Here is a 23,529-nt window from a genome sequence, read left to right as displayed (position 1 = left end):
ATGGCCATGCTCAAGGCCGGCGGGGCCGACCTGGCCCCCGGGGGCAAGACACCCTCGCCTCACGCCTCGCCGCCATGCTCGAGAGTTCGGTACAAGGAGAGCCACGGGGGCGGTTCACCCCCCCCCCGACCTTTCCGACAGCCGCTCGCCGGCACCTGGCCCCTGAAGCGCTTCAGCGCGTCGCCCGGCGCGCCCCGGCATGCTGTCCGCATCGGACCTTCCGAAAACCCGGAGGACGCGCCATGCCGAGGCTTCCCCTCACCGTCCCGCACCCCGCTTCCCGGCGGGCAGGGTAGCGCGATGGGTGTCACCACCCTGCAGGTCGAGGCGGCGCTCGCGCTGGCCGAGGACCTCGACCAGTGCCGCGCCGGCTTCGGCGCGCTGCTCGCCCGCGCCGACGTGCCGCCGGCGGTCGCGACGGACCTCCGCCGGCGCCATGCCGAGCCGCACCGCGCGTACCACGATGCCGCGCATGTCGGCCTGCTCTGGCTGCGGCACCTGCTTCATGGCGGCGATCCGGCGGACCGCGACCTCGCTCTTGCCATCCTGTTCCACGACGCCGTCTACGACCCCGGCGCGCGGGACAACGAGGACCGCTCCGCCGCGCTGCTGGCGGACGCCGTGCCGGGCGACACGGGCTGGGCGCAGCAGGCGATCCGCGCGACCGCGGACCACCTCGGCTACGCGGGCGCGGATTGCCGCGTGCTGCGGCTGCTCGACCTCGACCTGACGCCGCTCGCGGAACGCCCGGCCGTCTTCGCGCGCAACACGGGCTTCCTCCGCCGCGAATACGCCGCAGCCAGCGAACAGGCCTGGCGCGCGGGGCGCTGCCGGGTGCTGGAGGGCTTCCTGGCGGCGCCTGCGATCTTCCGCACGCGCCTCGGACAGGTCTACGAGCAACCGGCGCGGGACAACCTCGCCGCCGAGGTCAGGATGCTCTGCGCGGCGGCATGAAGCGGAAGGCGCCGGCGGTGACGAGGCCGAGCGCAGCGCCCTCCACCGCGCCGCTAGCCAGCGCGCCCAGCACGAGCAGTACGGGCTCACCGCCCGGCATCCCGAGCAGCCAGCGCAGGCTGCCGAGCATGGCGCCGAGCAGCCAGCCGACCAGCACGACCCGCGCCCAGGAGGCGCGCTCGGCCACCACCGCATCGAGCACGCGCCCCTGCGCCTGGCCGAAGAACAGACCGCCCAGCACGCCCTTCAGCGTGGCTCCCAGGATGATGAAGACAGGGATCGGAATGCTGCCGGCATGCTGCGCGAGGACGCCGTAGAGCAGCACGGTCAGCAGGGCGACGCCGTACCCCGCGAGCGCATTGGCGCCGATCCAGGCGGCCATCGGCAGGCCGGGATAGGCACGGCGCAGCACGACGCCCTGCGCGGCGCCGAGGCAGGTGCCGAGCACCGCGCCCGATGTCGCCTGCACCAGGGCCGTGAGCGCGCCGAGGCGCGTCGCTTCCGGCGCGAAGGCGGGCAGCAGCAGCGCGTTCCACAGCGTGCCGAGCGCCGCGCCGAGCGCGACGCCCCCCGCGCTGGCGAGGATCCAGCGCCCCCCATGGCCTTCGGGCGGGGTCCATTCGGCCATCGCTCAGGCCTCCTGCGGCAGGGCGATGGAGAGCCAGCCACGTCCGTCCATGCGCGCCTGGTCGCCGGGGAGCAGCAGGACGGTGGTGGTGTCGCTCTCGATGATGGCGGGGCCGGCCACGGCCTGGTCCGCGGCCAGGGCGGCGAAATCGAACACCGGCAGGTCGGCGGCGACACCACCGAGGCGTGCGCGGCGCGTCGCGAAGGGCACGGCGGTCGTGCCCACGGCATCCGGGCGCGGGGCCGGCATGGGCGGCAGCCGGCCGATCACGGCCAGGCGGGCATTGACCAGCACCACCTCCTCCCCGCGCAGCGCATAGGTGAAAAGCGATTCGTGCCGCGCGTGGAAGGCCTCGGTCACGCGGCGCGTTAGGCCCGCGTCCTCCCAGGGCACTGCGTCGAGCGGCACGGCGATCTCGAAGACCTGTTCCCCGTAGCGCATGTCGGCGGCGCGGCGCGTCTCGATGGCGCCGCCGAACCAGGCGGCGACGCGGGCGCGCCCCTCGGTCTCGAGGCCGGCCCAGATCGTCCGCAGCGCATCGTCGTCGGGCACGCCGCCGGTGCCGATCTCGCTGCGCGCCATCTCGTAGCGGAGGTCGGTGTGCAGCATCCCCCAGGCCGAGAGGCCGGCGGCGAAGACCGGCACGGCGACGCGCCGCATGCCGAGCTCGCGCGCCACCGCGCTGGCATGCAGCCCGGCGGCGCCGCCGAAGGCGAGCAGCGTGAAGTCGCGCGGGTCGACGCCGCGGCGCACGGTGGCGACGCGGATGCCGTCCGCCATGCGGACATTCGCCAGGCGATGGACGCCCTCGGCCGCCGCCATGGCGTCGAGGCCGAGCGACGCGCCGAGCCGTTCGAAGGCGCGCAACGCGCCCGCGGCGTCGAGCCGCCGCGCGCCGCCGAGGAAGTTGCCGGGGTCGAGGTAGCCGAGGACGAGGTTGGCGTCCGTCACGGCGGGCTCGGTGCCGCCTTGGCCATAGGCGACCGGCCCCGGCACCGCGCCCGCGCTGCGCGGGCCGACCTGCAGCGTGCCGCCCGCGCCGACATGGCCGATCGAGCCGCCGCCGGCGCCGAGCGTCACGATGTCGAGGCTTTCGAGCGCGATGCGTTCACCGCCGACATCGCGGCCGCGGCCGAGCGCCGCATCGCCATCCTGCACCAGCGCGATGTCGGTCGAGGTGCCGCCGACATCGAAGGTGATGAGGTCCTTACCGAGGCCGCGCTGCGCCAACGCGACGCCGGCCGCGACGCCGCCCGCCGGCCCCGACAGCGCGGTGCCGGCCGCGAGCCGGGCCGCTTCCTCGACCGGCGCGACGCCGCCATGGGAGAGGATGACGAAGACCTGGCCGCCATAGCCTTCCTCCGCCAGGCGACCGCGCAGCCGCGCGAGGTAGCGCGAGACGACCGGGCCGACATAGGCGTTCACGGCGGCGGTCGAGAAGCGTTCGAACTCCTTGATCTGCGGCAGCACCTCGGCCGAGGTCGTGACGAAGACCCCGGGCAGCGCGGCCCGTACCGCCTCGGCCGCCAAGCGTTCATGCGCATCGTCGCGCCAGGAATGCAGGAAGCAGACGGCGACGGCCTCGACCGCCTCGGCGCGCAGGGTCGCGATGGCGGCGTCGAGCGATGCGCGGTCGAGCGGGATCTCGACGCGTCCATCGGGGCGAAGGCGCTCGCGCACCGGCAGGCGGAGCCGCCGCGCCACCAGCGCGGGCGCGGCGGGCAGGCGCAGGTCGTAGCGCGCGGGCTTCAGCCCCTCGCGCATCTCGATCACGTCGCGATGCCCTTCCGTGGTGAGCATCGCGACGCGCGCGCCGCGGCGTTCCAGCAGCGCGTTGGTCGCGACGGTCGTGCCGTGCACGATGCGTTCCGTGCGGCCGAGCAGGTCCACGAACGCGACGCCGAGGCGGTCGGCCAGCACGCCGAGGCCGGCGAGGACGCCCTCGCTCTGGTCGGCCGGGGTGCTCGCGGCCTTGGCGAGCGTCGTGGTGCCGTCCGATGCCACGCAGACGACGTCGGTAAAGGTGCCGCCGACGTCGATGCCGATGCGCCAGGTCGCGGTCATCGGGCGGCGCCCCAAGGGAAGAAGGTCGGGGGAGGGGAACCTCCCCCGATCCCCCTCCCTTTTCTGATCACCTGGGACCAGGGCTCGGGGGAGTTCTCTCCCCCGACCAGCCTGTCCGCGCTCACAGCAGCCCCTCCTCGGCGTCCCGCGCGCGCGCCGCGGGATCGCGGTTCTCCGGCGGTCCCCAGCCCCCGCCGCCGCCCGCGCGCACATGCAGCACATCGCCGGATGCGAGCGGAATGCCGACTTCCTTCGTGCGCAGGTCGCGCGCCGTGCCGTCCGCGCGGTTCAGCGTGTAGTGGTGCGGCGCGCCGTCCCGCCCGCCCAGCATGCCCGCCGCGCCGTGGCGCACGCCGTCGCCGGCGGTGTTGGCGACGGCGGGGCCATCGGTCTCGAGGCGCAGTTCCAGTTCGCCGCCGAGGCCGCCGCGGAACGTGCCGTCGCCCGCGCTGCCGGGGCGGAATTCGTGCTTCGCGAAGAACAGGGGGAAGCGGGCCTCGGCCATCTCGACGCTGCCGAATTTGAGGCCGCCGGCGGAGTGCCATTCGCCCGCCGTGGACCAGCCATCGCCCTTCGACGACCCGCCGCCGCCGGGCCGCGCGTGGAACAGGTGCCAGACGAAGCTGCGGTCCGGCCGCCGCGCGTCGCGGCCCTTGATGGCGACGCGGAAGCGCCTTCCCCAGCCGCCCATCGCGCGGTCGGGGCAGGCATTCGCGAGCGCCTTGACCACGGCCTCCACGATCTCGTTCGAGCAATGGGAGGTGCACATCGTCACGGGCGAGCCCTCGCGCGCCCAGACCACGGTGCCTTCCTTCGCCACGATCTCGACGGGGCGGAAGCAGCCGTCGTTCTTGGCGACCTCCGGATCCAGGAGGAAGGCGAAGGCCATGCGTACGGCGGAGGCCATGTTGGGGTAGGAGGAATTGACGAAGCCCGGAGTCTGCGGCGCGGACTCCGTCAGGTCCACGCGCAGGCTGTCGCCGCGCTTCGTCACGCGCGCGCGGATGGCGATGTCGTTGGTGCCGAAGCCGTCATCGTCGAGGAAGGCCTCGCCGAGCCATTCGCCGTCCGTCCAGGTCGCCACGATGCGCCGGGCATGCACCTCCGACAGGTCGAGGATGGCGTCCACGGCCGCGACGGTCGGCCCGGCGCCGTGCTTGTGCAGCACCGCGAGCAGGCGGCGTTCGCCGAGATGCGCCGCGCCGATCATCGCCATCAGGTCGCCGCGCACCTCCCGCGGCAGGCGCGTGTTGGTGGCGATCATGCGCACCAAGTCCTCACGCGGGACGCGCCCCTGGCCGAGCAGGATGGGCGGCACGCGAAGCCCCTCCTGCCAGATCTCGGTGGCGGCGGGATTGTAGCCGCCATGCGTCGCGCCGCCGATGTCGGTGTGGTGCGCGCGCACGACCGACCAGAACACCAGGCGCCCCTCCGCGAAGACCGGGACGATGGCCGTGAGGTCCGGCAGGTGCGACCCGCCGTGATAGGGGTCGTTCAGCAGGTAGATGTCGCCCTCGCGCACGCCGTCGCCGAAGGCCTGGACGACCGCCTCCACCGCGAAGGGCATGGCCCCGACATGGACCGGGATGTGGTCCGCCTGCGCCACCAGGCGCCCCGCCGCGTCGCAGAGCGCGATCGAGAAGTCGCGGGAGGAGTTCAGGATCTGGGAGTAGGTCGTGCGCAGCATCGCCTCCCCCATCTCCTCCACGATGGCGCGGAAGCGGTTGTCGAGGACCGAGAGGGTGACGGGATCGGGCGCGGTCATGGCGGCACGCTCCGGCGCCGTGGCGTGCCCGTCAAGGCTTCGCAGCGCGGGGCGCGCGCGCCATGATCCCGCGCAACGATCCGCGAGAGGAAGCGCCATGCCTGTCATCGTCGAGAACCCTGACCTGCGCGTCGTCGCCCACGGCCTGCGCTTCCCTGAGGGCCCGGTCGCGATGCCCGACGGCAGCATCGCGCTGGTCGAGATCGAGGCGCGGCGCATCACGCGCGTGGCCGCGAACGGCGCGAAGACCACGATCGCGAGCGTGGGCGGCGCACCGAACGGGTTGGCGCTCGGGCCGGGGGGGATGCTCTACCTCTGCAACAATGGTGGCTTCTCCTGGCACGAGGAGCCGGGAATCCTGCGCCCGACCGGCCAGTCCCCCGATTATTCCGGCGGCCGGATCGAGCGCATCGACCCCGCGATCGGCGCCATCGAGACGCTCTACCGCGCCGTGGACGGCCGCCCGCTGCGCGGCCCCAACGACCTGATGTTCGACGCGCATGGCGGCTTCTGGTTCAGCGACCTCGGCAAGGTGCGCGCGCGCGACCGCGACCATGGCGGCGCCTACTGGGGTGCGGCGGACGGCTCGAAGGTGGTGGAGGCCGCCTTCCCGGTCTTCGGCGGCGCGAACGGCATCGGCATCAGCCCGGACGGGCGCACGGTCTATGTCGCCGAGACCGAGACCGGCCGCCTCTGGGCCTGGGATGTCGAGGCGCCGGGCGTGCTGCGGAAGGAGCCGTGGCCGTCATCCAACGGCGGGCGCGTGATCTGCCAGTTCCCGGGCTACCGGCGGCTCGACAGCCTGGCCATCGCGGCGTCGGGCAACATCGTCGTCGCGACGCTGGTCAGCGGGGAGATCACGACGGTCTCGCCCGCGGGCGAAATCCTGCACGTTGTCAGAATGCCCGACCGCATGCCGACCAACATCTGTTTCGGCGGCGCGGACATGCGCACCGCGTTCATCACGCTGTCGACCACGGGGAAGCTTGTCGCCATGGAATGGGACGAGCCGGGATTGCGCCTGCCGTACGGTTGACAGCGCGGGCGCGGCGGGCCGAGGCTGGTCCTCAGAACGGGATCGGTGCTCACGCAAGGCGCCGACCATGATGAGGGAGTATCGTCCATGCCCGGTCCCATGATCGGCCGTCGCGGCGCGATTGCCGCCGGCCTCGCCCTGCCGTTCATCCGCCCTGCCCTGGCGCAGCAGGGCGAGCCCTACGTGATGGGCTCGCTGTTCCCGATGAGCGGGCCCAGTGCCGAATTCGGCGAGGCCTTCACCCGCGGGGCGCAGGTCGCGCTGTCCCATATCGCGGCCGACAACATGCTGCGCCGCCCGGTGCGCCTGCAGTCCGAGGACAGCCAGGCGCTGCCGCAGCCCTCGGTCGTGGGCATGAACAAGCTGATCAGCGTGGACCGCGCCTCCTGGGTGCTGGTATCCTGGACGGCGACATCGAAGGCGGTCGCGCCGATCGGCGACCGCGCCAAGGTGATCATGGTCAATGGCGGCGCGGTGGGGCCCGACCTCGCCGGGTTGTCGCCGTACTTCTGGAACGTCATCGCGCTCGCGCACCTGGAGGTGCAGGTGATGGTGCCTTTCCTGGTGCGCCAGCGGAACGCCAAGCGTGTTGCGCTGATCTACGTGGACGACCCGCTGGGCGATGCCATCCTGGGCCAGCTGCGCAGCAACCTGCCGCGCGCCGGCGGGGAACTGGTCGGCAGCTTCTCCGTGCCGCGCGCCGCGCAGCAGTTCGGCCCCGTGGTGGCGCGCGTGCGCCAGACGCGGCCGGACGCGGTCTACGTCGCGTCCTTCGGCGCGCAGAACGCGCAGATCGTCAAGGCGCTGCGCGACAACGGCGTGACGCAGACCATCTGTTCCTATTCCGCCTTCGGCATCGACAGCCTGCGCACCATGCCCGAGGCGGAGGGCGCGCTGTTCACGTCCCAGAAGCTCGATCTCACCGGCGAACATGCCGTCACGCGCCGCTTCGCCACCGATTTCCAGGCGCGGTTCGGCCAGCCGCCGGTGGTCTATCACGCCAACTACTACAACGCGGCTTATCTGTTCGGATTGCTGGCGAAACAGGTGGAAGCGGCCGGCGGCGCGGTGAACGGCGATTCGCTGCGCGCGGCGATGCTGGCGACGCGCAAGTTCGACCTGGTCGGCGGCGAAGGCGAATTCGACGAACACGGCAATATGCTGACCCAGATGCAGGTGAACGAGATCCGCGGCCAGGCCTTCGTGCCGGTCGGCTGAGGCCGGCCGCGTGCTGTTCCTGCAACTGCTGCTCAACGGGCTGCAGGTGGGCGCGATCTATGCGCTCACCGCGGCCGGCTTCGCGCTCATCTTCGGCGCGACCAAGATCTTCCATGTCGCGCACGGCACCGCCTTCACCATCGCAGGCTACGTGTTCCTGTTCGCCTGGCGGGCCGGCTGGCCGGGCTGGGCGGGCGCGGCGGCGGCGGTGCTGGCGGCGATGGCCTTCGGCGTTGCGATGGAACGCTTCGTCTACCGGCCGATCCAGCGGCATGAAGGGTCCTTCTTCACCGTCTTCGTCGCCGCCTTCGGCGTGGGGATCGTGGTGCAGAACATCATCGGCATGATCGCCGGGCGCGGCTTCGCCACGGTGGACACGCCGCTGTCCTTCTCCGCCGAGATCCTGCCCGATGTCTTCGTGGCCCCCATGCTGTGGATCGCGCTCGCCACGGCGGCGGTGCTGTTCGTGGCACTCACGCTGTTCCTCACGCGCCACCCGGCGGGCGTCGGGCTGCGTGCGCTGGCGCAGAACCCTGACCTGATCCGCACCTACGGGCTGTCGTCCAACGGGCTGTCGGTGCTCGCCTTCGCGATCGGCTCCGCGCTCGCCGCGCCGGCCGCGATCGTCACCGTGATGACCACCGGCCTGAACGAGGCGATCGGCCACCAGGTCATGCTGATTTCCATCGCCGCGACCATCGTGGGCGGCATCGGGTCGCTTCGCGGCGCGGCGCTGGCGGGCATGATGCTCGGCGTCGCGGAAAGCCTCGCGCTGCAGGTGGTCGATACGCAATGGGCGGAGGCGGTGTCCTTCCTGGTGCTGTTCGGCTTCATCATCTTCCGTCCGAGCGGCATCTTCGGCGTGGTGCAGACGCGATGACCGCCTTCCTGCTGAACCTCGCCACCCTCGCGGCGATCTCGGGCATCCTGGCGTCCACGCTGAACTTCATCGTGGGCTATGCGGGCATCTTCTCGATCGCGCATGCGGTGTTCTTCGGGCTCGGCGCCTATGCCGGGGCGCAGGTCGCGCTGCTGCTGGTGCCGGACCCCTTTCTGGCCTGCCTGGCGGCGGCGGTGATCGCGGGGGGGCTGTCGCTCTGCCTCGCGCTGCCGGCGTTGCGCGTGCGGGGCGAATACTTCGTCGCTGCCTCGCTTGGGCTGCAGATGGTCGCGGCGACGCTGTTCGCCGAACTCAAGCCGCTGACCGGGGGCATCGGCGGGCTCGTCGGCATCCCGCAGCCGGAGGTGTTCGGCACCGTGGTGCCGGTGCTGCCGCTGGCGCTGGCCGCGCTGGCCCTGATCCTGTTCCTGACCGCACGGCTGCAGCGGGGCGCCTTCGGCCGCACGCTGCAGGCGATCCGCGACGCCGACAGCGCGGCCGAGGCGCTGGGCAAGAACGTCAATGCCGCCAAGACGCTGGCCGTCGTCTTTGCCTGCGCGGGCGCGGGGGTGGCGGGCGCGCTTTATGCGCTGCACCTGTCCTTCATCAACGTCGAATCCTTCACCCTCGACCAGTCGATCCAGATCATGGCCATGGTGATCATCGGCGGCACCGGCACGCTGTGGGGACCGCTGGTGGGGGCGGTGATGCTGCTGTCCCTGCCGGCCGTGCTGTCCTTCATCCCCTTCATCCCGGCGACCGAGGTGGGTGCCGTGCAACAGATCATCTACGGCCTGGCGATGACGCTGCTGATGATCTTCCGCCCCGCCGGGCTGGTCGGCGACCTAACGAAGGGGAGATCCACCTCGTGAGCGAGGTGCTGCTGAAATCCGAGAACCTGGCGCGCGCCTTCGGCGGCGTGCAGGCGGTCGCGGGCGTGTCGCTCTCGCTGCCCTCGGGGCAGGTCACGGCGCTGGTCGGGCCGAACGGCGCGGGCAAGACCACCACCTTCAACCTCATCACCGGCAACCTGCGCGCCGATTCCGGCACGGCGCACATCCGCGGGCGGCCGATCATGGGGCTGAAGCCCTGGCAGGTGGCGCGGCTCGGCGTCGCGCGGTCGTTCCAGGACCTGCGCCTGTTCACCCACATGACGGTGCGCGAGAACGTGCTGGCCGCCACCGAGACCGCGGCCTGGTTCTGGCAGCCCGGCGGCGCGCGGGCGCGTGCCGCGCGGCAGGACCGCGCCGCCGCCGCGCTCGAGGCGACCGGGCTCGCCGACCTCGCCGATGCACGCGCCGTCGACCTTGCCTATGCCGAGCGCAAGTTCCTCTCGATGGCGCGCATCCTGGCGGCCGAGGCCGACATCTGGCTGCTCGACGAACCGGCCTCGGGGCTCGACCTCGCCTCCCGCCTGCGCTTCGGGGAATTGCTGCGCGCCGCCACCGCGCGCGGCGTCGCGATCTGCCTGATAGAGCACAACCTGGACGTGGTCGCGGAACTGTCGGACCGCATCGCCTTCCTCGACCAGGGCCGCGTGCTGGCGGAGGGCGACCCGCAGTCGATCCTGCGCGATCCCGCGCTGGCGGCGATCTATTTCGGCGACCGGCAGGACGCGGCATGAGCGCGCCCGCGATCCAGGCGCTGGGCCTGTCGGCCGGCTATGGCGGGCGCGAGGTGCTGCAGGACGTCTCGCTCACGCTGAAGGACGGCGAGATCCTGTGCCTGATCGGGCACAACGGCGCCGGCAAGACGACGCTGCTGCGCGTGCTGTTCGGGCTGCACCGGCCTTCGGCCGGCAGCATGCGGATCTTCGGCGCGGCGCCGGCGCAGCACGCGCCGGCCGCGCTCGGCGCCGCCGGCGTCGCGCTGGTGCCCGAGGGACGCGGCGTCTTTCCCGACCTGACGGTCGAGGAGATCTTCGGCCTGGCGCTGTGGTCCGCCGGCGTGCCGAAATCCGGCCAGCGCGAACGGGTCGAGGAGGTGCTCGAGGTGCTGCCGCGCATCCGGGACTTCCGCACGCGCCGCGCCGGCACGCTGTCGGGCGGTCAGCAGCAGATGGTCTCGATCGGGCGCGCGCTGCTGACGCGCCCGCGCGTGCTGCTGCTGGACGAACCGTCCATCGGGCTGGCGCCCAAGCTGTTCCAGGACCTGATCCGGCCGATCGCGGCGCTGCGCCAGTCCCGCGGCATGTCGATCCTGCTGGTCGAGCAGAACGTGCGCGAAGCCTTCGATGTCTCCGACCGCGTGGTGGTGATGCGTTCGGGGAAGTTCATCTTCGAGGGCGCGCCGGGCGAACTCGACGACCACGCGCGGCTGATGGAGCTTTTCTAGGGCGATATCCGACCAGGTGGATTCATCCGGTCGGATGTCGTGCCCGAGAAAGCATCGGCGCGGGAGCGGCGTGCCCCGGGTCCCCGGCCTCAGCGCCGGTGGCCCGAAACCTCCGCCCCCGCATCCGCCGGCAGGCGCGCATGCAGCGGGACGGCGGCCAGCGCCACCGCCGCCGCCACCAGGAAGCCGGTCGAGAAATCCGCCACCGCCAGCGCGTCCCGCCCCGACAGCGCAAGCGAGGCCTCCAGCGTCGTCGTCGCCAGCACGACGCCGAGCGCGGGCGACAATTGCTGCAGCGTGCCGTACAGCGCCGTCGCGCGGGACATCCGTTCCGGCGGCACGTCAGCGAAGGCCAGCGTGTTCAGCGCCGTGAACTGCAGGCTGCGCGCGAGCCCGCCGGCCGCCAGCAGCAGGAAGATCGCGGCCGCCGGCCAGGCGGGCGTCAGCAGCGCCAGCGCGGCGATCCCGCCCGCCGCCACGACGCCGTTCGCCAGCAGCGCGTGGCGGAAGCCCGTGCGCTTCAGCAGCGGGCGCACCAGCGGCTTCATCGCGAAGGCGCCGAGCGCGGTGGCGAAGGAGACGAGGCCGCTTTCCGTGGCGGTCATGCCGAAGCCGATCTGCAGCATGACGGGAATGAGGAAGGGCACCGCGCCGGCGCCACTGCGGAAGATGCTGCCCGCCACCGCCGGGTCGCGGAAGGTCGCGATACGGAACAACGAGAGGTCGACCGCCGGCTGCGGCACGCGCCGGCAATGCCGCACGGCGAGCCAGCCCGACGACACCCCGAGCACGAGCCCGCTCCAGGACATCCAGCCCGGCACGACGTGCCGCCCCACGGTTTCGAGCCCGAACATCGTGAGCGCGAGCGCGAAGCCGGTCAGCGCCAGCCCCACCACGTCCGGCGGCCCCGGCCTTCCGGGTTCGATGTCCGGGATCTTCCACGCCACCAGCGCGAAGCCGATGACGCCGATCGGCACGTTGATCCAGAACACCGCGCGCCAGGAGAACAGGTCGGTCAGCACGCCGCCGAGCGGCGGCCCCGTGACGGGCCCGAGCAGCGCCGGCATGGTCAGCCAGGCCATCGCCGAGAGCATGTCCTTCTTGGCCACGCCGCGCAGCAGCAGCAGCCGCCCGACCGGCACCATCATCGCGCCGCCGATGCCCTGCAGCACGCGGAAGGCGACGAGCTCGCCCAACCCCTGCGCGCGGCCGCACAGCACCGACGAACAGACGAACACCACGATCGCCAGCATGAAGACTCGCTTCGCCCCGAAGCGGTCGGCGATCCAGGCGGAGAAGGGGATGAAGACCGTCAGCGCCACGAGGTAGGAGGTGATCGCGGCGCCGAGCCGCGCCGGGTCCTCGTCCAGGTCGCGCGCCATGGCCGGCAGGGCCGTGGCCAGCACCGCGCTGTCCAGGTTCTGCATGAACAGCGCGGAGGCGACGATCAGCGCAACGCCGCGATGGTCGCTCATGCAGACCAGGGGGAGAAGGGAACTTCTCCCCCCACATCCCCCTCAACCTTCCTTCCGACCAAGAAGGGAGGGGGCTCGGGGGAGGTTCTCCTCCCCCGACCTTCCCTGCGCATCACGGCCGCAGCACCACGCGCCCGGCGCTGCGCCGTTCCCGTACCTCGGCCATCGCCTCTCGGAACTGCGTAAGCGGAAACGCGGCATGGACCTCCGGCCGCAGTACGCCTTCCTGCCACCAGCCCATGAGCCGCTCCCACATGTCGCGTGCGCGGGGGGCGAAGACGCGCCGGTTGTCGCCCGGCGACCAGCCGACATAGGTGCCCCAGTTCAAACCAGCGACGGCAATGTTCTTCAGCAGCAGGATGTTCGCGCCGACGGTCGGGATGCCCCCGCCTGCGAAGCCCACCACCACCAGCGTGCCGCCATCGGCCAGGCAGCGGAGCCCATCGTCGAAGGCGTCGCCGCCGATGGTGTCGAGCACGCAGGCGACGCCCGCGCCGCCCGTTGCGTCCCGCACCGCGTCGCGGAACGGCGCGGCGCTGTCGAGCACGAGGTCGGCGCCGCGCGCGCGCAGCAGGGCGTGCTTCGCGGTGCCGGCGCGGGCGATGACGCGCGCGCCCACGGCTTTCGCGATCTCGACCGCCGCGAGCCCGACGCCGCCGGTCGCGCCATGCACCAGCACCCAGTCCCCGGCCGCGATCCGCCCGCGCCACAGCAGCCCGGCGCCCGCGGTCGGGTAGGAAATCGGGAAGGCCACCGCGGGCTCCGACGGCAGGCCGTCGGGGATCGCGACGACATGGATGTCGTCCGCGACGGCTTCCTCGGCGTAGCCGCCCCAGTCCAGCACGGCGAAGACGCGCGTGCCGGGCGGCGGCGCCTCGGCGTCAGGCGCGGCATCCAGCACGGTGCCGACCACCTCGGTGCCCGGCACGAAGGGCAGCGGCGGCCGGCGCTGGTACTTGCCGGCGACGACAAGCTGCGTCGCGAAGGAAACGCCGGCGGCCTCGACGCGGATGCGCACGCCGCGCGGGCGCATCCGCGGCGGCGCGATGTCGCGCAGGTCCAGCGCGTCGAAGTCGCGCCAGGATTCGCACAGGATCGCGCGCATGCCGCCTCAGTTCAGCGTGATGTTGGCGCTGCGCACGATGGCGCCGAACTTCTCGTATTCGCTGCGGCAGAAGGCGGCGAAGGCGTCGGGCCGGTCGGCCACGGGGTCAGCGCCGAGCGTCGCCATGCGCGCCTTCACCTCATCGTCCTGCACGGCCACCGCGACCGCGCGCTGCAGGCGGTCCACGATCGGCGCGGGCGTGCGCGGCGGTGCCCAGATGCCGTACCAGGTCGAGATGACGAGGCCCGGGAACCCGGCCTCCGCCGTCGTCGGCAGGTCGGGATAGGCGGCGATGCGGCGGTCCGTGGTGACCGCGAGCGGGCGCAGCAGCCCCTCCCGCACGGCGCCGGCGCCCGCGGGCACGCTGTCGAACATCACCTGCACGTTGCCTGCGATCAGGTCCTGGATGGCGGGCGCGGCGCCGCGATAGGGCACGTGCACCATGTCGAGCCCCGCGACCTGCTTGAACATCTCCCCCGCCAGGTGCTGCGCCGCGCCGATGCCGGAGGAGGCATAGGAGATGCGCCCCGGATTCGCCTTCACGTGGTCGGCGAGTTCGCGCAGCGTGCGCACCGGCAGGCGCGGATTGACCAGGCCCACCAGCGGCACCAGGGCCATGTTCGTCACCGGCGCGAAGTCGTTGAGCGCATCGAAGGGCAGGTTACGGTTGAGATGCGGGATGATGACGTGGATGGACGCGTTCATCAGGAAGGTCTGGCCGTCCGGCGCGGCGCGCGAGACCTCGGCCGCGCCGATGGTGCCCGACGCGCCGGGCTTGTTCTCGATGACCAGCGGCTGTCCGAGTTCGCGCTGCGCGCGCTGCGCCACGACGCGCCCGATCAGGTCGGTGGGTCCGCCCGGCGGATAGGGGATGACGATGCGCACCGGCCGCGTCGGCCAGTCCTGGGCCAGGGCCGGCGTGGCCAGTGCCGCGCCCAGCAGCGCCCGTCGCGTGGTTCTCATGGCATCCCCTTCCCTATTCGGCCGATCACGGCAGGATAGGCGCGAACCGGGACGGAGGAAACGCGATGGACGAAGCGATGCGCCCCTACCGGGGCCTGCGCGTGCTGGATGCCGGGCAGGGCATCGCCGGGCCCTATTGCGGCATGATGCTGGCCGCCTGCGGCGCGGACGTCATCAAGCTCGAACCCGCCGAGGGCGACTGGTCCCGCGGCCTCGGCTCGGCGCAGGACGGCGTCTCGGTCATGACGGTCTGCTTCAACCGCGGCAAGCGCAGCGTCGTGCTCGATCTGAAGTCGGAGGACGGACGCGCCGCGGCGGCCAGGCTGGCAGCCCGGGCCGACGTTCTGATCGAGGCCTTCCGCCCCGGTGTCGCCGCGCGCATCGGTTTGGGGCCGGAGAACGCGAAGGCGGATGCGGTCTGCCTGTCGATCTCGGGCTTCGGGCAGTCCGGGCCGTATCGGGAACGGCCCTGCACGGATTCCGTCGCGCAGGCCTTCTCGGGCTTCGTCGCGCTGAATTCGGGGGCCGACGGGGCGCCGCACAAGGCCGGCCCCTTCATCGCCGACATGGCGACCGGCATCTGGGCGTTTTCCGCCGTGCAGACCGCGCTGGCCGCCCGCCTGCAGGACAGCGCGCCGCGCCGGCGCGTCATCGACATGTCGCTGATGGCCGCGACCTCGAACCTGCTGACGCACCAGATCGGCGAATGGGGCTACCAGGGGAAGTCCGCCGCCCCGCCCAACGCACCGGCCGGCGCCTACCAGGCCGCGGACGGCGCCTGGGTCATGGTGACCCTGGTGCGGGAGGCGGAGTGGCTCGCGATCTGCGACGCGCTCGAGATCCCGGACGCCAAGGCGGAACCACGCTTTGCCACCTTCCCGCTGCGCTGGGAGCACCGGGATGAGCTCTACGCCATCGTGCGCGCCGCCTTCGCGAAGCGGCCCTCGGCGGAGTGGATCGCGCGGCTGCAGGGGGCGCGGCTGCTGGCGGACCGCGTCAACACGCCGCTCGACTGGCTGGCGAACGAGCACGTGGTCGCCTATGGCGCGGCATCGCGCGTCGCGCAGCCGCAGCTCGGCGAGGTGCCGCTGCCCGCTTTGCCCGGCCTCGGCCACTGGGGCGCGCCGGCGCCGGCGCTCGGCGAGCACACCGCGGAGGTGCTGGCGGAGCTCGGCGCGTGAGCCTGGCCGCCGCGCTCGCGGCCGAGGCGCTGCGGGTGCAGGCGCTGCTCGACCGCCTGGCCGCGATCGGCGCCGATCCGCCCGGCATCACGCGCCATGCCTTCGACGCGCGTGAGAACGCCGCCCACGCGCTTGCCGCGTCGGAGGCGGCGCGCCTCGGCCTCGAGGTCGCGCGCGATGCCGCTTGCAACCTCTACCTCACCTGGCCGGGCGCGGACCGCGCGGCGCCGCGCACCCTGCTCGGCTCCCATTTCGACAGCGTGCGGCATGGCGGGAATTTCGACGGCGCGGCGGGCGTGGTGGCCGCGCTGGCCGCCGTCGCGGCGCTGCGCGCCGTCGGTTTCGTCCCGCGCGCGGACATCACGGTCGCGGCCTTCCGCTGCGAGGAAGCGGTCTGGTTCGGCCTCGGCCTGATCGGCAGCCGCGCGGCGCTCGGCATCCTGCCGCCCGATGCGCTGGACCGGCGCCGTGCCGACACCGGCCTGACGCTGGCCGAGCATATCGCCGGCTGCGGCGGCGACCCCGGCGCCATCCGACCCGGGGCGCGCCTGCTGCCACCAGGTCCCGTCCGCTGCTTCCTCGAAGCCCATATCGAGCAGGCGCCGAGCCTGATCGAGGCCGGCGTGCCGCTGGCGGTCGCCACCGGCATCCCGGGCAACATCCGCCACGCCGCGATCCGCATCGCGGGGGAGGACGCACATGTCGGCCTGCCGCGCCGCTTCCGGCGCGACGCCGCGCTGGCGGGGGCGGAGATCTTCACGGCCCTCGATGCGATGTGGGCGGAGGAAGATGCCGCCGGCCGCGCCATGGCCGTCACCATCGGCCGCTTCCATACCGATCCGGCGCGGCACGAGATCACAGTGGTGGCCGGCGACTTCACCTTCTCGATCGACCTGCGCGCCTACGATGCCCCGCACCTGGCGTGGCTGGAGCGCCGCTTCCACGAAGTCCTGGACGAGGTCGCCGCCCGCCGCGGCGTCGCCATCGACCCGGGGCCGCGCAATGCCGCGCCGGTCGGGCCCTGCGACGCGGCGCTGCGGGCCTCGCTCGCCACGGCGGCGGCGCGGATGGGGGTCGCGACGCTGCCGCTCGGTTCGCCGGCGAGCCACGACGCGGCCAATTTCGCCGCCACCGGCATTCCGACCGGGCTGCTGCTCATCCGCAACGCGAACGGCAGCCACAACCCGCGCGAGGCGATGGACACCGCGGACCTGATGGCCGCCGCCGCGACCTTCGCGGAGTGGCTCCGCGCCGAGGCCTGAGAGACCCTTTGAGCATGCCGCCACCGGCCCGCTCCCCCACCCGGCCACCCATCCAGGATACTGTCGCTTGGTGGCCGGGTGGGGGAGCGGGCCGGTGGCGGACAACAGAATGCGCCCGAAGGCGCATTCTCAAACGGTCTCTGAGACTGCCTCAGGACGGCTGCACGCCCAGCCGCCTGACCAGCGCCCCGAACCGCTCGCGTTCCCGCGTCACGCGGCTCGCGAAGGCCTCGCCCGTCTCGGCGAAGGGCGACATGCCCATGGGCGCCATGCCGCGCGCCACCGCCGCCTCGCCCAGCGATGCGGTGATCGCGGATGCGAGCCGGTCCACCACCGCCGGCGGCGTGCCGGCCGGCGCGGCGACGCCGTACCAGGGCACCACCACCGCGTCGGGATGGCCGAGTTCCGCCAGCGTCGGCACGTCGGGAAGGTCGGGGTTGCGCTGGTCCGCGATGGTCGCGAGCCCGCGCAGCCGCCCGTCCTTCACCGCAGGAATGGCCACGGGGTCGAACAGCAGCTGCACCCGCCCGCCGAGCAGGTCGGTCAGCGAAGGCGCGGAGCCGCGATAGGGCACGTGCTCGATCCGGATGCCGACGGCTTCGGCGAAGACCTCGCCCGAAAGCTGCGTGATCGTCCCGTTCCCCGCCGATCCGAAGCGGAGCTGCCCGGGATTGGCCCTGGCATGCGCGATCAGCCCCGCCACATCCCGGAACGGCACGTCCGGATGCGCGGCCACCACGTTGTACGCGATGGAGGTCATCGCCACCGGCAGCAGCGCCGTCGCGGGGTCGAAGGGCAGGCGCATGACGTGTTGCGCGACCGTCATCACCGCCACGGGAAAGGCCAGGAAGGTGTGCCCGTCCCGTGCCTGCGCCACCGCCGCGGCGCCGATCGTGCCGCCCGCCCCGGCACGGTTCTCGATCACCACCGGCTGGCCGAGCAGCCGCGAGAGCGGTTCCTGCAGCGGGCGGATCGACAGGTCCGTGGTGCCGCCGGGCGGATAGGGCACCACCATGGTGACCGGCCGGTTCGGCCAGGCGCCCTGCGCGGCAGCCATGCGCGGCGCGGCCAGTGGCGCCGCGGCCGCGAGCAGCAGCGCGCGGCGACGGGGCAATGTCGGCATCGCGGTCTCCTCCCTTGTCGTGTCCGGCCTGCTGCCGGTTGCCGCGATGCTAGGCCCGCGCCGCGCCGGAGGACCAGCGGCGAAGACACTGTGAAGAAGATCACGGCGCGGGCAGCCGCCTCACCCATGCGTGGCGTGCAGGACCAGGTTCGCCATGCCATGCTCTCTCCCGAACCGCGCGAACGGAAACGCCCGCCATGCGTCTGATCCGCCTGCTGCTCGTCCTTGTGCTCGGCCTGCCGGGCCTCGCCGCCGCGCAGCAATTCGACCTGCCGGGGCTGAACCGCGACGCGGGCGCCTACCAGCAGCAGATGCGCCAGCGCTTCCCTGCCGGCGGCACGCCGCAGCAGCGCACCGCCGCCGAGCAGCGCGCGCGGGAGGCCGAGGCGCGGCGCGACTTCTCCGCCGCCGCCGATGCCTGGGAACAGCGAATCGCCATGGGCCAGTGGACGCCGGACCACTGGCTCGCGCTCGCCAATGCGCAGCTCTCGCGCACGCCGCCAGAGAACCAGCGCGCGCTGCAGGCCGCCTGGCGCGCCTTCCAGCTCGCCCCCTACGGCCTGCCGGAAGTGGCGCCCCTCTATGCCGTGGCCGAGGCGTTGCGCCGGCTCGACCGCCCAGTGCAGCAGATCGAGGCGCTGGAAGCGATCCTGGAGCGCGTCGACAGCCCCGAGCACCGCCAGCGCCTGGAAGCCGCGCGCCGCGCCGCCGGCATGCTGGTCCGCCGCGTCGCGACCGAGCCCGAGGCCGAGCCCGCGCGCGCCTGCCTGTCCTTCACCAACGCGCCCGCCCGCCGCACGGATTGGGTGCCGGGGGACTGGATCCGCGCCGACCCGCCCATCCCGAACATGGCGGTGGAGCGGGAAGGCGACCTGCTCTGCGTCGCCGGCCTGCCCTGGGGCACGAGCACGCGGCTGATCCTGCGCGCCGGCCTGCCCGGCGAGGATCGGCAGAACCTGCGACAGGAAACGACGGTCGCCGTCGCCATGCCGAACCGCGAGGCCCGCATCGCCTTCGACACCGCATCCTTCATCCTGCCGCGCGGCCAGGAGCCGCGCATCTCGGTCGCGACCGTCAACGTCACGAACCTGACGATGCGGCTGGTGCGCGTGGCGGAGCGCAACCTCGTGCCGCTCCGCCGCGACTGGACGCCGGGCGAGGGCCTCGATGCCTGGATGGCCGACCGCATCGCCGAGGAGATGGGCCGCATCCTCTGGGAAGGCCGCGCCGAATTGCAGCGCGTCGAGCCCAACCGCACCCACCGCGCCATGCTGCCGCTGCCCGACGTGCTGCGCGCCGCCGGACCCGGTGCCTACGTGCTGCTGCTGCAGAACGCCGATGCGCGGCGCGGCCAGCGGGAGACCTCGGCGCTGCCCTTCTTCGTCTCCGACATCGGGCTCACCGCCTGGCGCGGCGCGGATGGGCTCGCGGTGCAGGCGCGCAGCCTGCAGGCGGCGACGCCGACGTCCGCGATGCGCCTGATGCTGATGGCGCGCAACAACGAGATCCTGGCCGAGGCCCGCACGGGCGCCGACGGGCTCGCGCGCTTCCCCGCCGCCATCCTGCGCGGTACCGGCCCGCTCGCGCCCGTCGCCGTCCATGCCGAGACGCCGGACGACATCGCCGTGCTGTCGCTCGAGGCCGCGTCCTTCGACCTGTCGGACCGCGGCGTGGCCGGGCGCGACCATCCCGGGCCGGTCGACGCCTTCCTCTGGCTCGACCGCGGCATCTATCGGCCGGGCGAGACCGTGAACCTCGCCGCCATGCTGCGCGATGCCGCCGGCCGGCCGCTCGACCTGCCGGTGCGCCTGCGGCTGCGCCGCCCGAACGGCCAGGTCGCCGCCGAGCACGTGCCCGACCGCCAGGACGGCGCCGCGCTGCACTGGCCGCTGCGCCTGTCCGCCGGCGCGGCCTACGGCCTCTGGACCATCGAGGCGCTGACCGACCCGAACGCCCCGCCGATCGGCCGCGCCACCTTCCGCGTCGAGGCCTTCGTACCCGAACGGCTCGCGGTCGAGGCTGGCCCCGTGCCCGGCCCGCTGGTGCCTGGACCGCAGGCGCTGAACGTTCCCGTCACAGCGCGCTTCCTCTATGGCGCGCCAGGCGCGGGCCTGTCCGGCAGCGCCGAGATGCGCCTGCTGCACGACCCCGAGCCCTTCGAGGCCTGGCGCGGCTGGCGCTTCGGCCTGGCGCAGGAACAATTCGCCCCCGACCTGCTCACCTTCCAGATCCCGGAGACGGACGACCAGGGCCGTACGACGCTCACGCTCGACCTGCCGCAGGCGCCCGACACAACGCGGCCGCTCCGCGGCGAGGTCACCGTCTCCATGAGCGAGCCCGGCGGGCGGGAGACGCGCACGCGCTTCATCCTGCCGATCCGCGCGCGCGGCACCATGGTCGCCGTCAGGCCCGCCTTCGAACACGACGCGATCGACGCCGGTGCCGAGGCCGCATTCGACATCGCCGCCGTCTCGCCCGACGGCCGCGCCGTCCCCGCCACGCTGCGCGTGCGCCTGGTGCGCGAACGCCCGAACTGGCGGATCGTCGTGCGCGGCTCCATCGCGCGCTGGGAGACGGTGTGGCGGGACGAACCCGTGGACGCGCAGGAGATCCGCGTCGCGGCGGATCGGCCCGCGCGCTTCGCCCGCACGCTCCGCTTCGGCCGCTACCGGCTGGAAGTGGCCGACGCGAACGGGCTCGGCGTCACCTCCATCCGCTTCCGTGCCGGCTGGGCGGGGAGCGAGAGCGCCGAGATCCCTGACCGCGTGGATGTTGCCGCCGACCGCCGCGCCTATGCGCCGGGCGAGACGGCGCGCATCCGCATCACGCCGCCCTTCGCCGGCCGCGCGCTGGTCGCCGTGCTGACCGACCGCCTGGTCTCGACGCAGGAGGTCGACCTGCCCGAGGCCGGCGCCGAGGTCAGCGTGCCGGTGGACGCCGCCTGGGGCCCCGGCGCCTACGTGGCCGTCACCGTCTTCCGCCCCGGCGAGGCGCGCAACGGCCAGCCCGGCCGTGGCCTGGGCCTCGCCTGGGTCGGCATCGACCCCGGCCCGCGCACGCTGGCCGTCACGCTCGACACGCCGGACCGCGTGCGCCCGCGCCAGCGCATCGAGGTGCCGGTGCGCGTCGCTGGCGGCCAGGGCCAGGTGATGCTGACGCTGGCCGCGGTGGACGAGGGCATCCTGCGCCTGACGAATTTCCGCTCCCCCGACCCGGCCGGGCATTTCCTCGGCCAGCGGCGGCTCGGCGTCGATATCCGCGACGATTACGGCCGGCTGATCGCGCCCGCCGAGGGCGAACTCGCGCTGCTCCGCCAGGGCGGCGACGAGGGCGAGGGCGCGGATGCGCTGCAGCCGCCGCAGCGCGTCGTCTCGCTGTTCTCGGGCATCGTGCGGGCGGGGCCGGACGGCGTCGCGATGGTGCCGCTCGACATTCCCGACTTCGCGGGCGAACTCCGCCTCATGGCCGTGGCGTGGGAGGGCAACCGCGTCGGCCAGGCCTCGAAGCCGCTCACCGTGCGCGACGCCATCGTGGCCGAAGCCCTGCTGCCGCGCTTCCTGGCGCCGGGGGACGAGGCGCGGTTGTCCGTCCTGCTGCACAACATCGAGCTGCCGGCGGGCGAGGTCGCGGCCACGCTCACCGCCACCGGCGGCCTGGTCATCGAGGGGCCGACCCGGCTGGCCGAGACGCTCGCGACCGGCGCCCGCGCGCAGCCTTTCACGACGCTCCGCGCCGTGGAAGGCGGGGAAGGCGTGCTGCGCCTGGCCGTCACCGGCCCTAACGGGTTCCGCGTGGAGCGCGAGAGCCGCATCACCATCCGATCCTCCCGCCCGCGCGTGACGGAGGTGGCCGGCGTGGAACTCCGCCCCGGCGCCGAACTGCCGCTGACGCCGCCGATCGAGCGCTTCGTGCCGGCCTCCTGGCGCGCGAGCGCGTCCTTCGGCGCCGCCGTGCGGTTCGACGCGGGCGCCATGCTGCGCGCGGTGGAGGACTTCCCGCTCGCCTGCCTCGAGCAATCGGCCTCGCGCGCGCTGGCGCTTTCGGCCGGCGTCACCGAGGAAGGCGACGCCGACCGCGCGCAGCGCCTGCAGCGCGCGGTGGATTCCATCCTGGACCGCCAGCGCTACGACGGCTCCTTCGCCATGTGGAGCGCGAGCGGCGCGGGCGAGCCCTGGCTCACGCCCTATGCCGTGGAGGCGCTGCTGCGCGCCCGCACGGCGGGTGCGACCGTGCCCGAGGGCGCGATGCGGGAGGCGCTGCGCTTCCTCGACGAGGCGATCGAGGATGCCGACGGCGACAGCCCGCAGGACCGCGCGGCCCAGGCCTACCGGCTGCACGCCATGGCGCTGGCCGGCCAGCCGCGCCTCGGCGCCGCGCGCCGGCTGATCGAGGCGCTGGACCAGATGCCGACGCAGATCTCCCGCGCGCAGCTCGCCGCCACCTTCGCGCGCGGCGGCGACACGGCGCGGGCGGAACGCGCCTTCGCGGCCGCGCTGGCGGCCACGGGGCGGCAGTTCTGGTCGGCCGACTACGGCTCGGCGGCGCGCGACGCGCTCGCCACCGCGACGCTGCTGCGCGAATCCGGGCTGATGGCGGACCGGCTCTCGGCCATGCTGACCACGCTGCCGGGCGGCGAGATCACGCCGGCCAACACCAGCACCCAGGTCCAGGCCTGGGCGGTGCTGGCGGCGCAGGTGCTGGGCCAGGGCACGCGCGCCGCGACGGTCGCGGTGAACGGCTCGGCCCTGCGGGCGCGCCCTATCGTGTCGGTGCCGCTCACGGGCCCGGGCGTCGCGCGCAACCTCGGCACGGCGCCGGTCTGGCAGTCGGTCTCGATCACCGGCATCCCGCGCGAGGCGCTGCCCGCCGCACGCGAGGGCTTCCGCGTCACGCGCCGCTTCTACGCGACGAACGGGGAGGCGCTGAACCTCGACACGCTGCGGCAGAACACGTCCTTCATCCTGCTGATCGAACTGCGCGCCGAGACCAACGAACGGCACGAGGCGATGATCATCCACGGCCTGCCCGCGGGCTGGGAGATCGCGTCCCGCCTGCCGGCCGGCGACATCCAGGGCATGGCCTGGCTCGGCACGCTGACGGAAGCCGACAGCCAGCCGGCGCTGGACGACCGCTTCGCGGCCGCGGTGACCCTGACGCCGCAGCGGCCCTTCGCGCGGCTCGCGGTGCGGCTGCGCGCGGTCACGCCGGGCAGCTTCGAACTGCCGGGCGGCGAGGCGCAGGACATGTACCGGCCCGGCATCTTCGCGCGGCAGAACGCGGCCAGGATCACGGTGCTGCCGTGACGCGGCGGCGAGTCGGGGGAGGGCCTTGCCCTCCCCCGAACTCCCCACCCACCAAAGGCCGAAGGGCCTTTGGAAACCGATATTCGATGGGGGAATGCGGGGAGGGAGCGTGGGTACGGGTGGCCATGGACGTGCCGGCAAGCCCCCTCCCGGAGTTGCTTGATCAGGTCGAGGGTTCCAAGGGCCTCAAGCCCTTGGTGGGGGGAGGTCCGGAGGGGGGCACAGCCCCTCTCCGTTT

General features: G+C 73.4%; 17 protein-coding genes. 10 read left to right on the top strand and 7 right to left on the bottom strand.

The window, feature by feature from the left end; genetic code table 11:
• The first annotated feature begins 300 nt into the window (after positions 1 to 300).
• Entirely contained in the window at positions 301 to 954 is a 654-nt protein-coding gene (locus tag E8M80_RS18450) for a metal-dependent phosphohydrolase (protein WP_137127179.1), read from the top strand.
• On the opposite strand, the gene E8M80_RS18445 is transcribed toward E8M80_RS18450, so the two are convergent.
• From E8M80_RS18445 to E8M80_RS18435, 3 genes are all read right to left on the bottom strand, one after another.
• Positions 929 to 1,582: a hypothetical protein gene (locus tag E8M80_RS18445; RefSeq protein ID WP_137127178.1), complete on the bottom strand. Its 654-nt coding sequence runs from the start codon at positions 1,580 to 1,582 to the stop codon at positions 929 to 931. The genes E8M80_RS18450 and E8M80_RS18445 overlap by 26 nt on opposite strands.
• Before the next feature lie 3 nt (positions 1,583 to 1,585).
• Entirely contained in the window at positions 1,586 to 3,646 is a 2,061-nt protein-coding gene (locus E8M80_RS18440; protein WP_137127177.1) for a hydantoinase/oxoprolinase family protein, read from the bottom strand.
• 121 nt (positions 3,647 to 3,767) lie between these two features.
• On the bottom strand, positions 3,768 to 5,411 hold the full coding sequence (locus tag E8M80_RS18435) for a hydantoinase B/oxoprolinase family protein (protein ID WP_137127176.1): 1,644 nt from the start codon (positions 5,409 to 5,411) through the stop codon (positions 3,768 to 3,770).
• Between the two features lie 97 nt (positions 5,412 to 5,508).
• Between E8M80_RS18435 and E8M80_RS18430 the strand changes: the two genes are divergently transcribed.
• The 6 genes from E8M80_RS18430 to E8M80_RS18405 all read left to right on the top strand — a co-directional run bounded on the left by E8M80_RS18430 (position 5,509) and on the right by E8M80_RS18405 (position 10,879).
• Entirely contained in the window at positions 5,509 to 6,447 is a 939-nt protein-coding gene (locus E8M80_RS18430; RefSeq protein ID WP_137127175.1) for an SMP-30/gluconolactonase/LRE family protein, read from the top strand.
• Between the two features lie 87 nt (positions 6,448 to 6,534).
• Positions 6,535 to 7,665 carry an ABC transporter substrate-binding protein gene (locus E8M80_RS18425; RefSeq protein WP_240790117.1) on the top strand — a complete coding sequence of 377 codons (1,131 nt, stop codon included), beginning with the start codon at positions 6,535 to 6,537 and terminating at the stop codon, positions 7,663 to 7,665.
• Between the two features lie 10 nt (positions 7,666 to 7,675).
• Positions 7,676 to 8,545 (top strand): branched-chain amino acid ABC transporter permease, encoded by an 870-nt coding sequence (locus tag E8M80_RS18420; RefSeq protein WP_137127173.1) that lies wholly within the window; start codon positions 7,676 to 7,678, stop codon positions 8,543 to 8,545.
• Positions 8,542 to 9,417: a branched-chain amino acid ABC transporter permease gene (locus E8M80_RS18415; RefSeq protein ID WP_137127172.1), complete on the top strand. Its 876-nt coding sequence runs from the start codon at positions 8,542 to 8,544 to the stop codon at positions 9,415 to 9,417. The genes E8M80_RS18420 and E8M80_RS18415 overlap by 4 nt, the downstream gene beginning before the upstream one ends.
• Positions 9,414 to 10,169 (top strand): ABC transporter ATP-binding protein, encoded by a 756-nt coding sequence (locus tag E8M80_RS18410; RefSeq protein ID WP_206035664.1) that lies wholly within the window; start codon positions 9,414 to 9,416, stop codon positions 10,167 to 10,169. The genes E8M80_RS18415 and E8M80_RS18410 overlap by 4 nt, the downstream gene beginning before the upstream one ends.
• Positions 10,166 to 10,879, top strand: a complete 714-nt coding sequence (locus tag E8M80_RS18405; protein ID WP_137127171.1) for an ABC transporter ATP-binding protein — start codon at positions 10,166 to 10,168, stop codon at positions 10,877 to 10,879. The genes E8M80_RS18410 and E8M80_RS18405 overlap by 4 nt, the downstream gene beginning before the upstream one ends.
• A gap of 89 nt (positions 10,880 to 10,968) precedes the next feature.
• Here E8M80_RS18405 and E8M80_RS18400 read toward each other — a convergent pair whose 3' ends face one another.
• The 3 genes from E8M80_RS18400 to E8M80_RS18390 all read right to left on the bottom strand — a co-directional run bounded on the left by E8M80_RS18400 (position 10,969) and on the right by E8M80_RS18390 (position 14,422).
• Positions 10,969 to 12,354 carry an MDR family MFS transporter gene (locus E8M80_RS18400; RefSeq protein WP_137127170.1) on the bottom strand — a complete coding sequence of 462 codons (1,386 nt, stop codon included), beginning with the start codon at positions 12,352 to 12,354 and terminating at the stop codon, positions 10,969 to 10,971.
• A gap of 112 nt (positions 12,355 to 12,466) precedes the next feature.
• Entirely contained in the window at positions 12,467 to 13,459 is a 993-nt protein-coding gene (locus E8M80_RS18395) for an NADPH:quinone oxidoreductase family protein (protein ID WP_137127169.1), read from the bottom strand.
• Positions 13,460 to 13,465: 6 nt separating this feature from the next.
• The gene (locus E8M80_RS18390; protein ID WP_206035663.1) at positions 13,466 to 14,422 is read right to left on the bottom strand and encodes a tripartite tricarboxylate transporter substrate binding protein; all 957 of its coding nucleotides are present in this window, start codon (positions 14,420 to 14,422) and stop codon (positions 13,466 to 13,468) included.
• Positions 14,423 to 14,487: 65 nt separating this feature from the next.
• Here E8M80_RS18390 and E8M80_RS18385 point away from each other — a divergent pair, with 65 nt between their 5' ends.
• Positions 14,488 to 15,603 (top strand): CaiB/BaiF CoA-transferase family protein, encoded by a 1,116-nt coding sequence (locus E8M80_RS18385; RefSeq protein WP_137127168.1) that lies wholly within the window; start codon positions 14,488 to 14,490, stop codon positions 15,601 to 15,603.
• Positions 15,600 to 16,865 (top strand): hydantoinase/carbamoylase family amidase, encoded by a 1,266-nt coding sequence (locus E8M80_RS18380; RefSeq protein ID WP_206035662.1) that lies wholly within the window; start codon positions 15,600 to 15,602, stop codon positions 16,863 to 16,865. The genes E8M80_RS18385 and E8M80_RS18380 overlap by 4 nt, the downstream gene beginning before the upstream one ends.
• A gap of 151 nt (positions 16,866 to 17,016) precedes the next feature.
• On the opposite strand, the gene E8M80_RS18375 is transcribed toward E8M80_RS18380, so the two are convergent.
• Positions 17,017 to 17,988 (bottom strand): tripartite tricarboxylate transporter substrate binding protein, encoded by a 972-nt coding sequence (locus E8M80_RS18375; protein WP_137127167.1) that lies wholly within the window; start codon positions 17,986 to 17,988, stop codon positions 17,017 to 17,019.
• Positions 17,989 to 18,185: 197 nt separating this feature from the next.
• On the opposite strand from E8M80_RS18375, the gene E8M80_RS18370 reads away from it, so the two are divergent.
• Positions 18,186 to 23,291 carry an alpha-2-macroglobulin gene (locus E8M80_RS18370; RefSeq protein ID WP_137127166.1) on the top strand — a complete coding sequence of 1,702 codons (5,106 nt, stop codon included), beginning with the start codon at positions 18,186 to 18,188 and terminating at the stop codon, positions 23,289 to 23,291.
• Positions 23,292 to 23,529: the final 238 nt, after the last annotated feature.

Origin of the sequence: Roseomonas sp. HF4 (assembly GCF_005222755.1) — a bacterium.
Taxonomy (GTDB): Bacteria; Pseudomonadota; Alphaproteobacteria; order Acetobacterales; family Acetobacteraceae; genus Neoroseomonas.
Note: the sequence above shows the minus strand (reverse complement) of the source record. Positions and strands in the feature narration are given on the sequence as shown.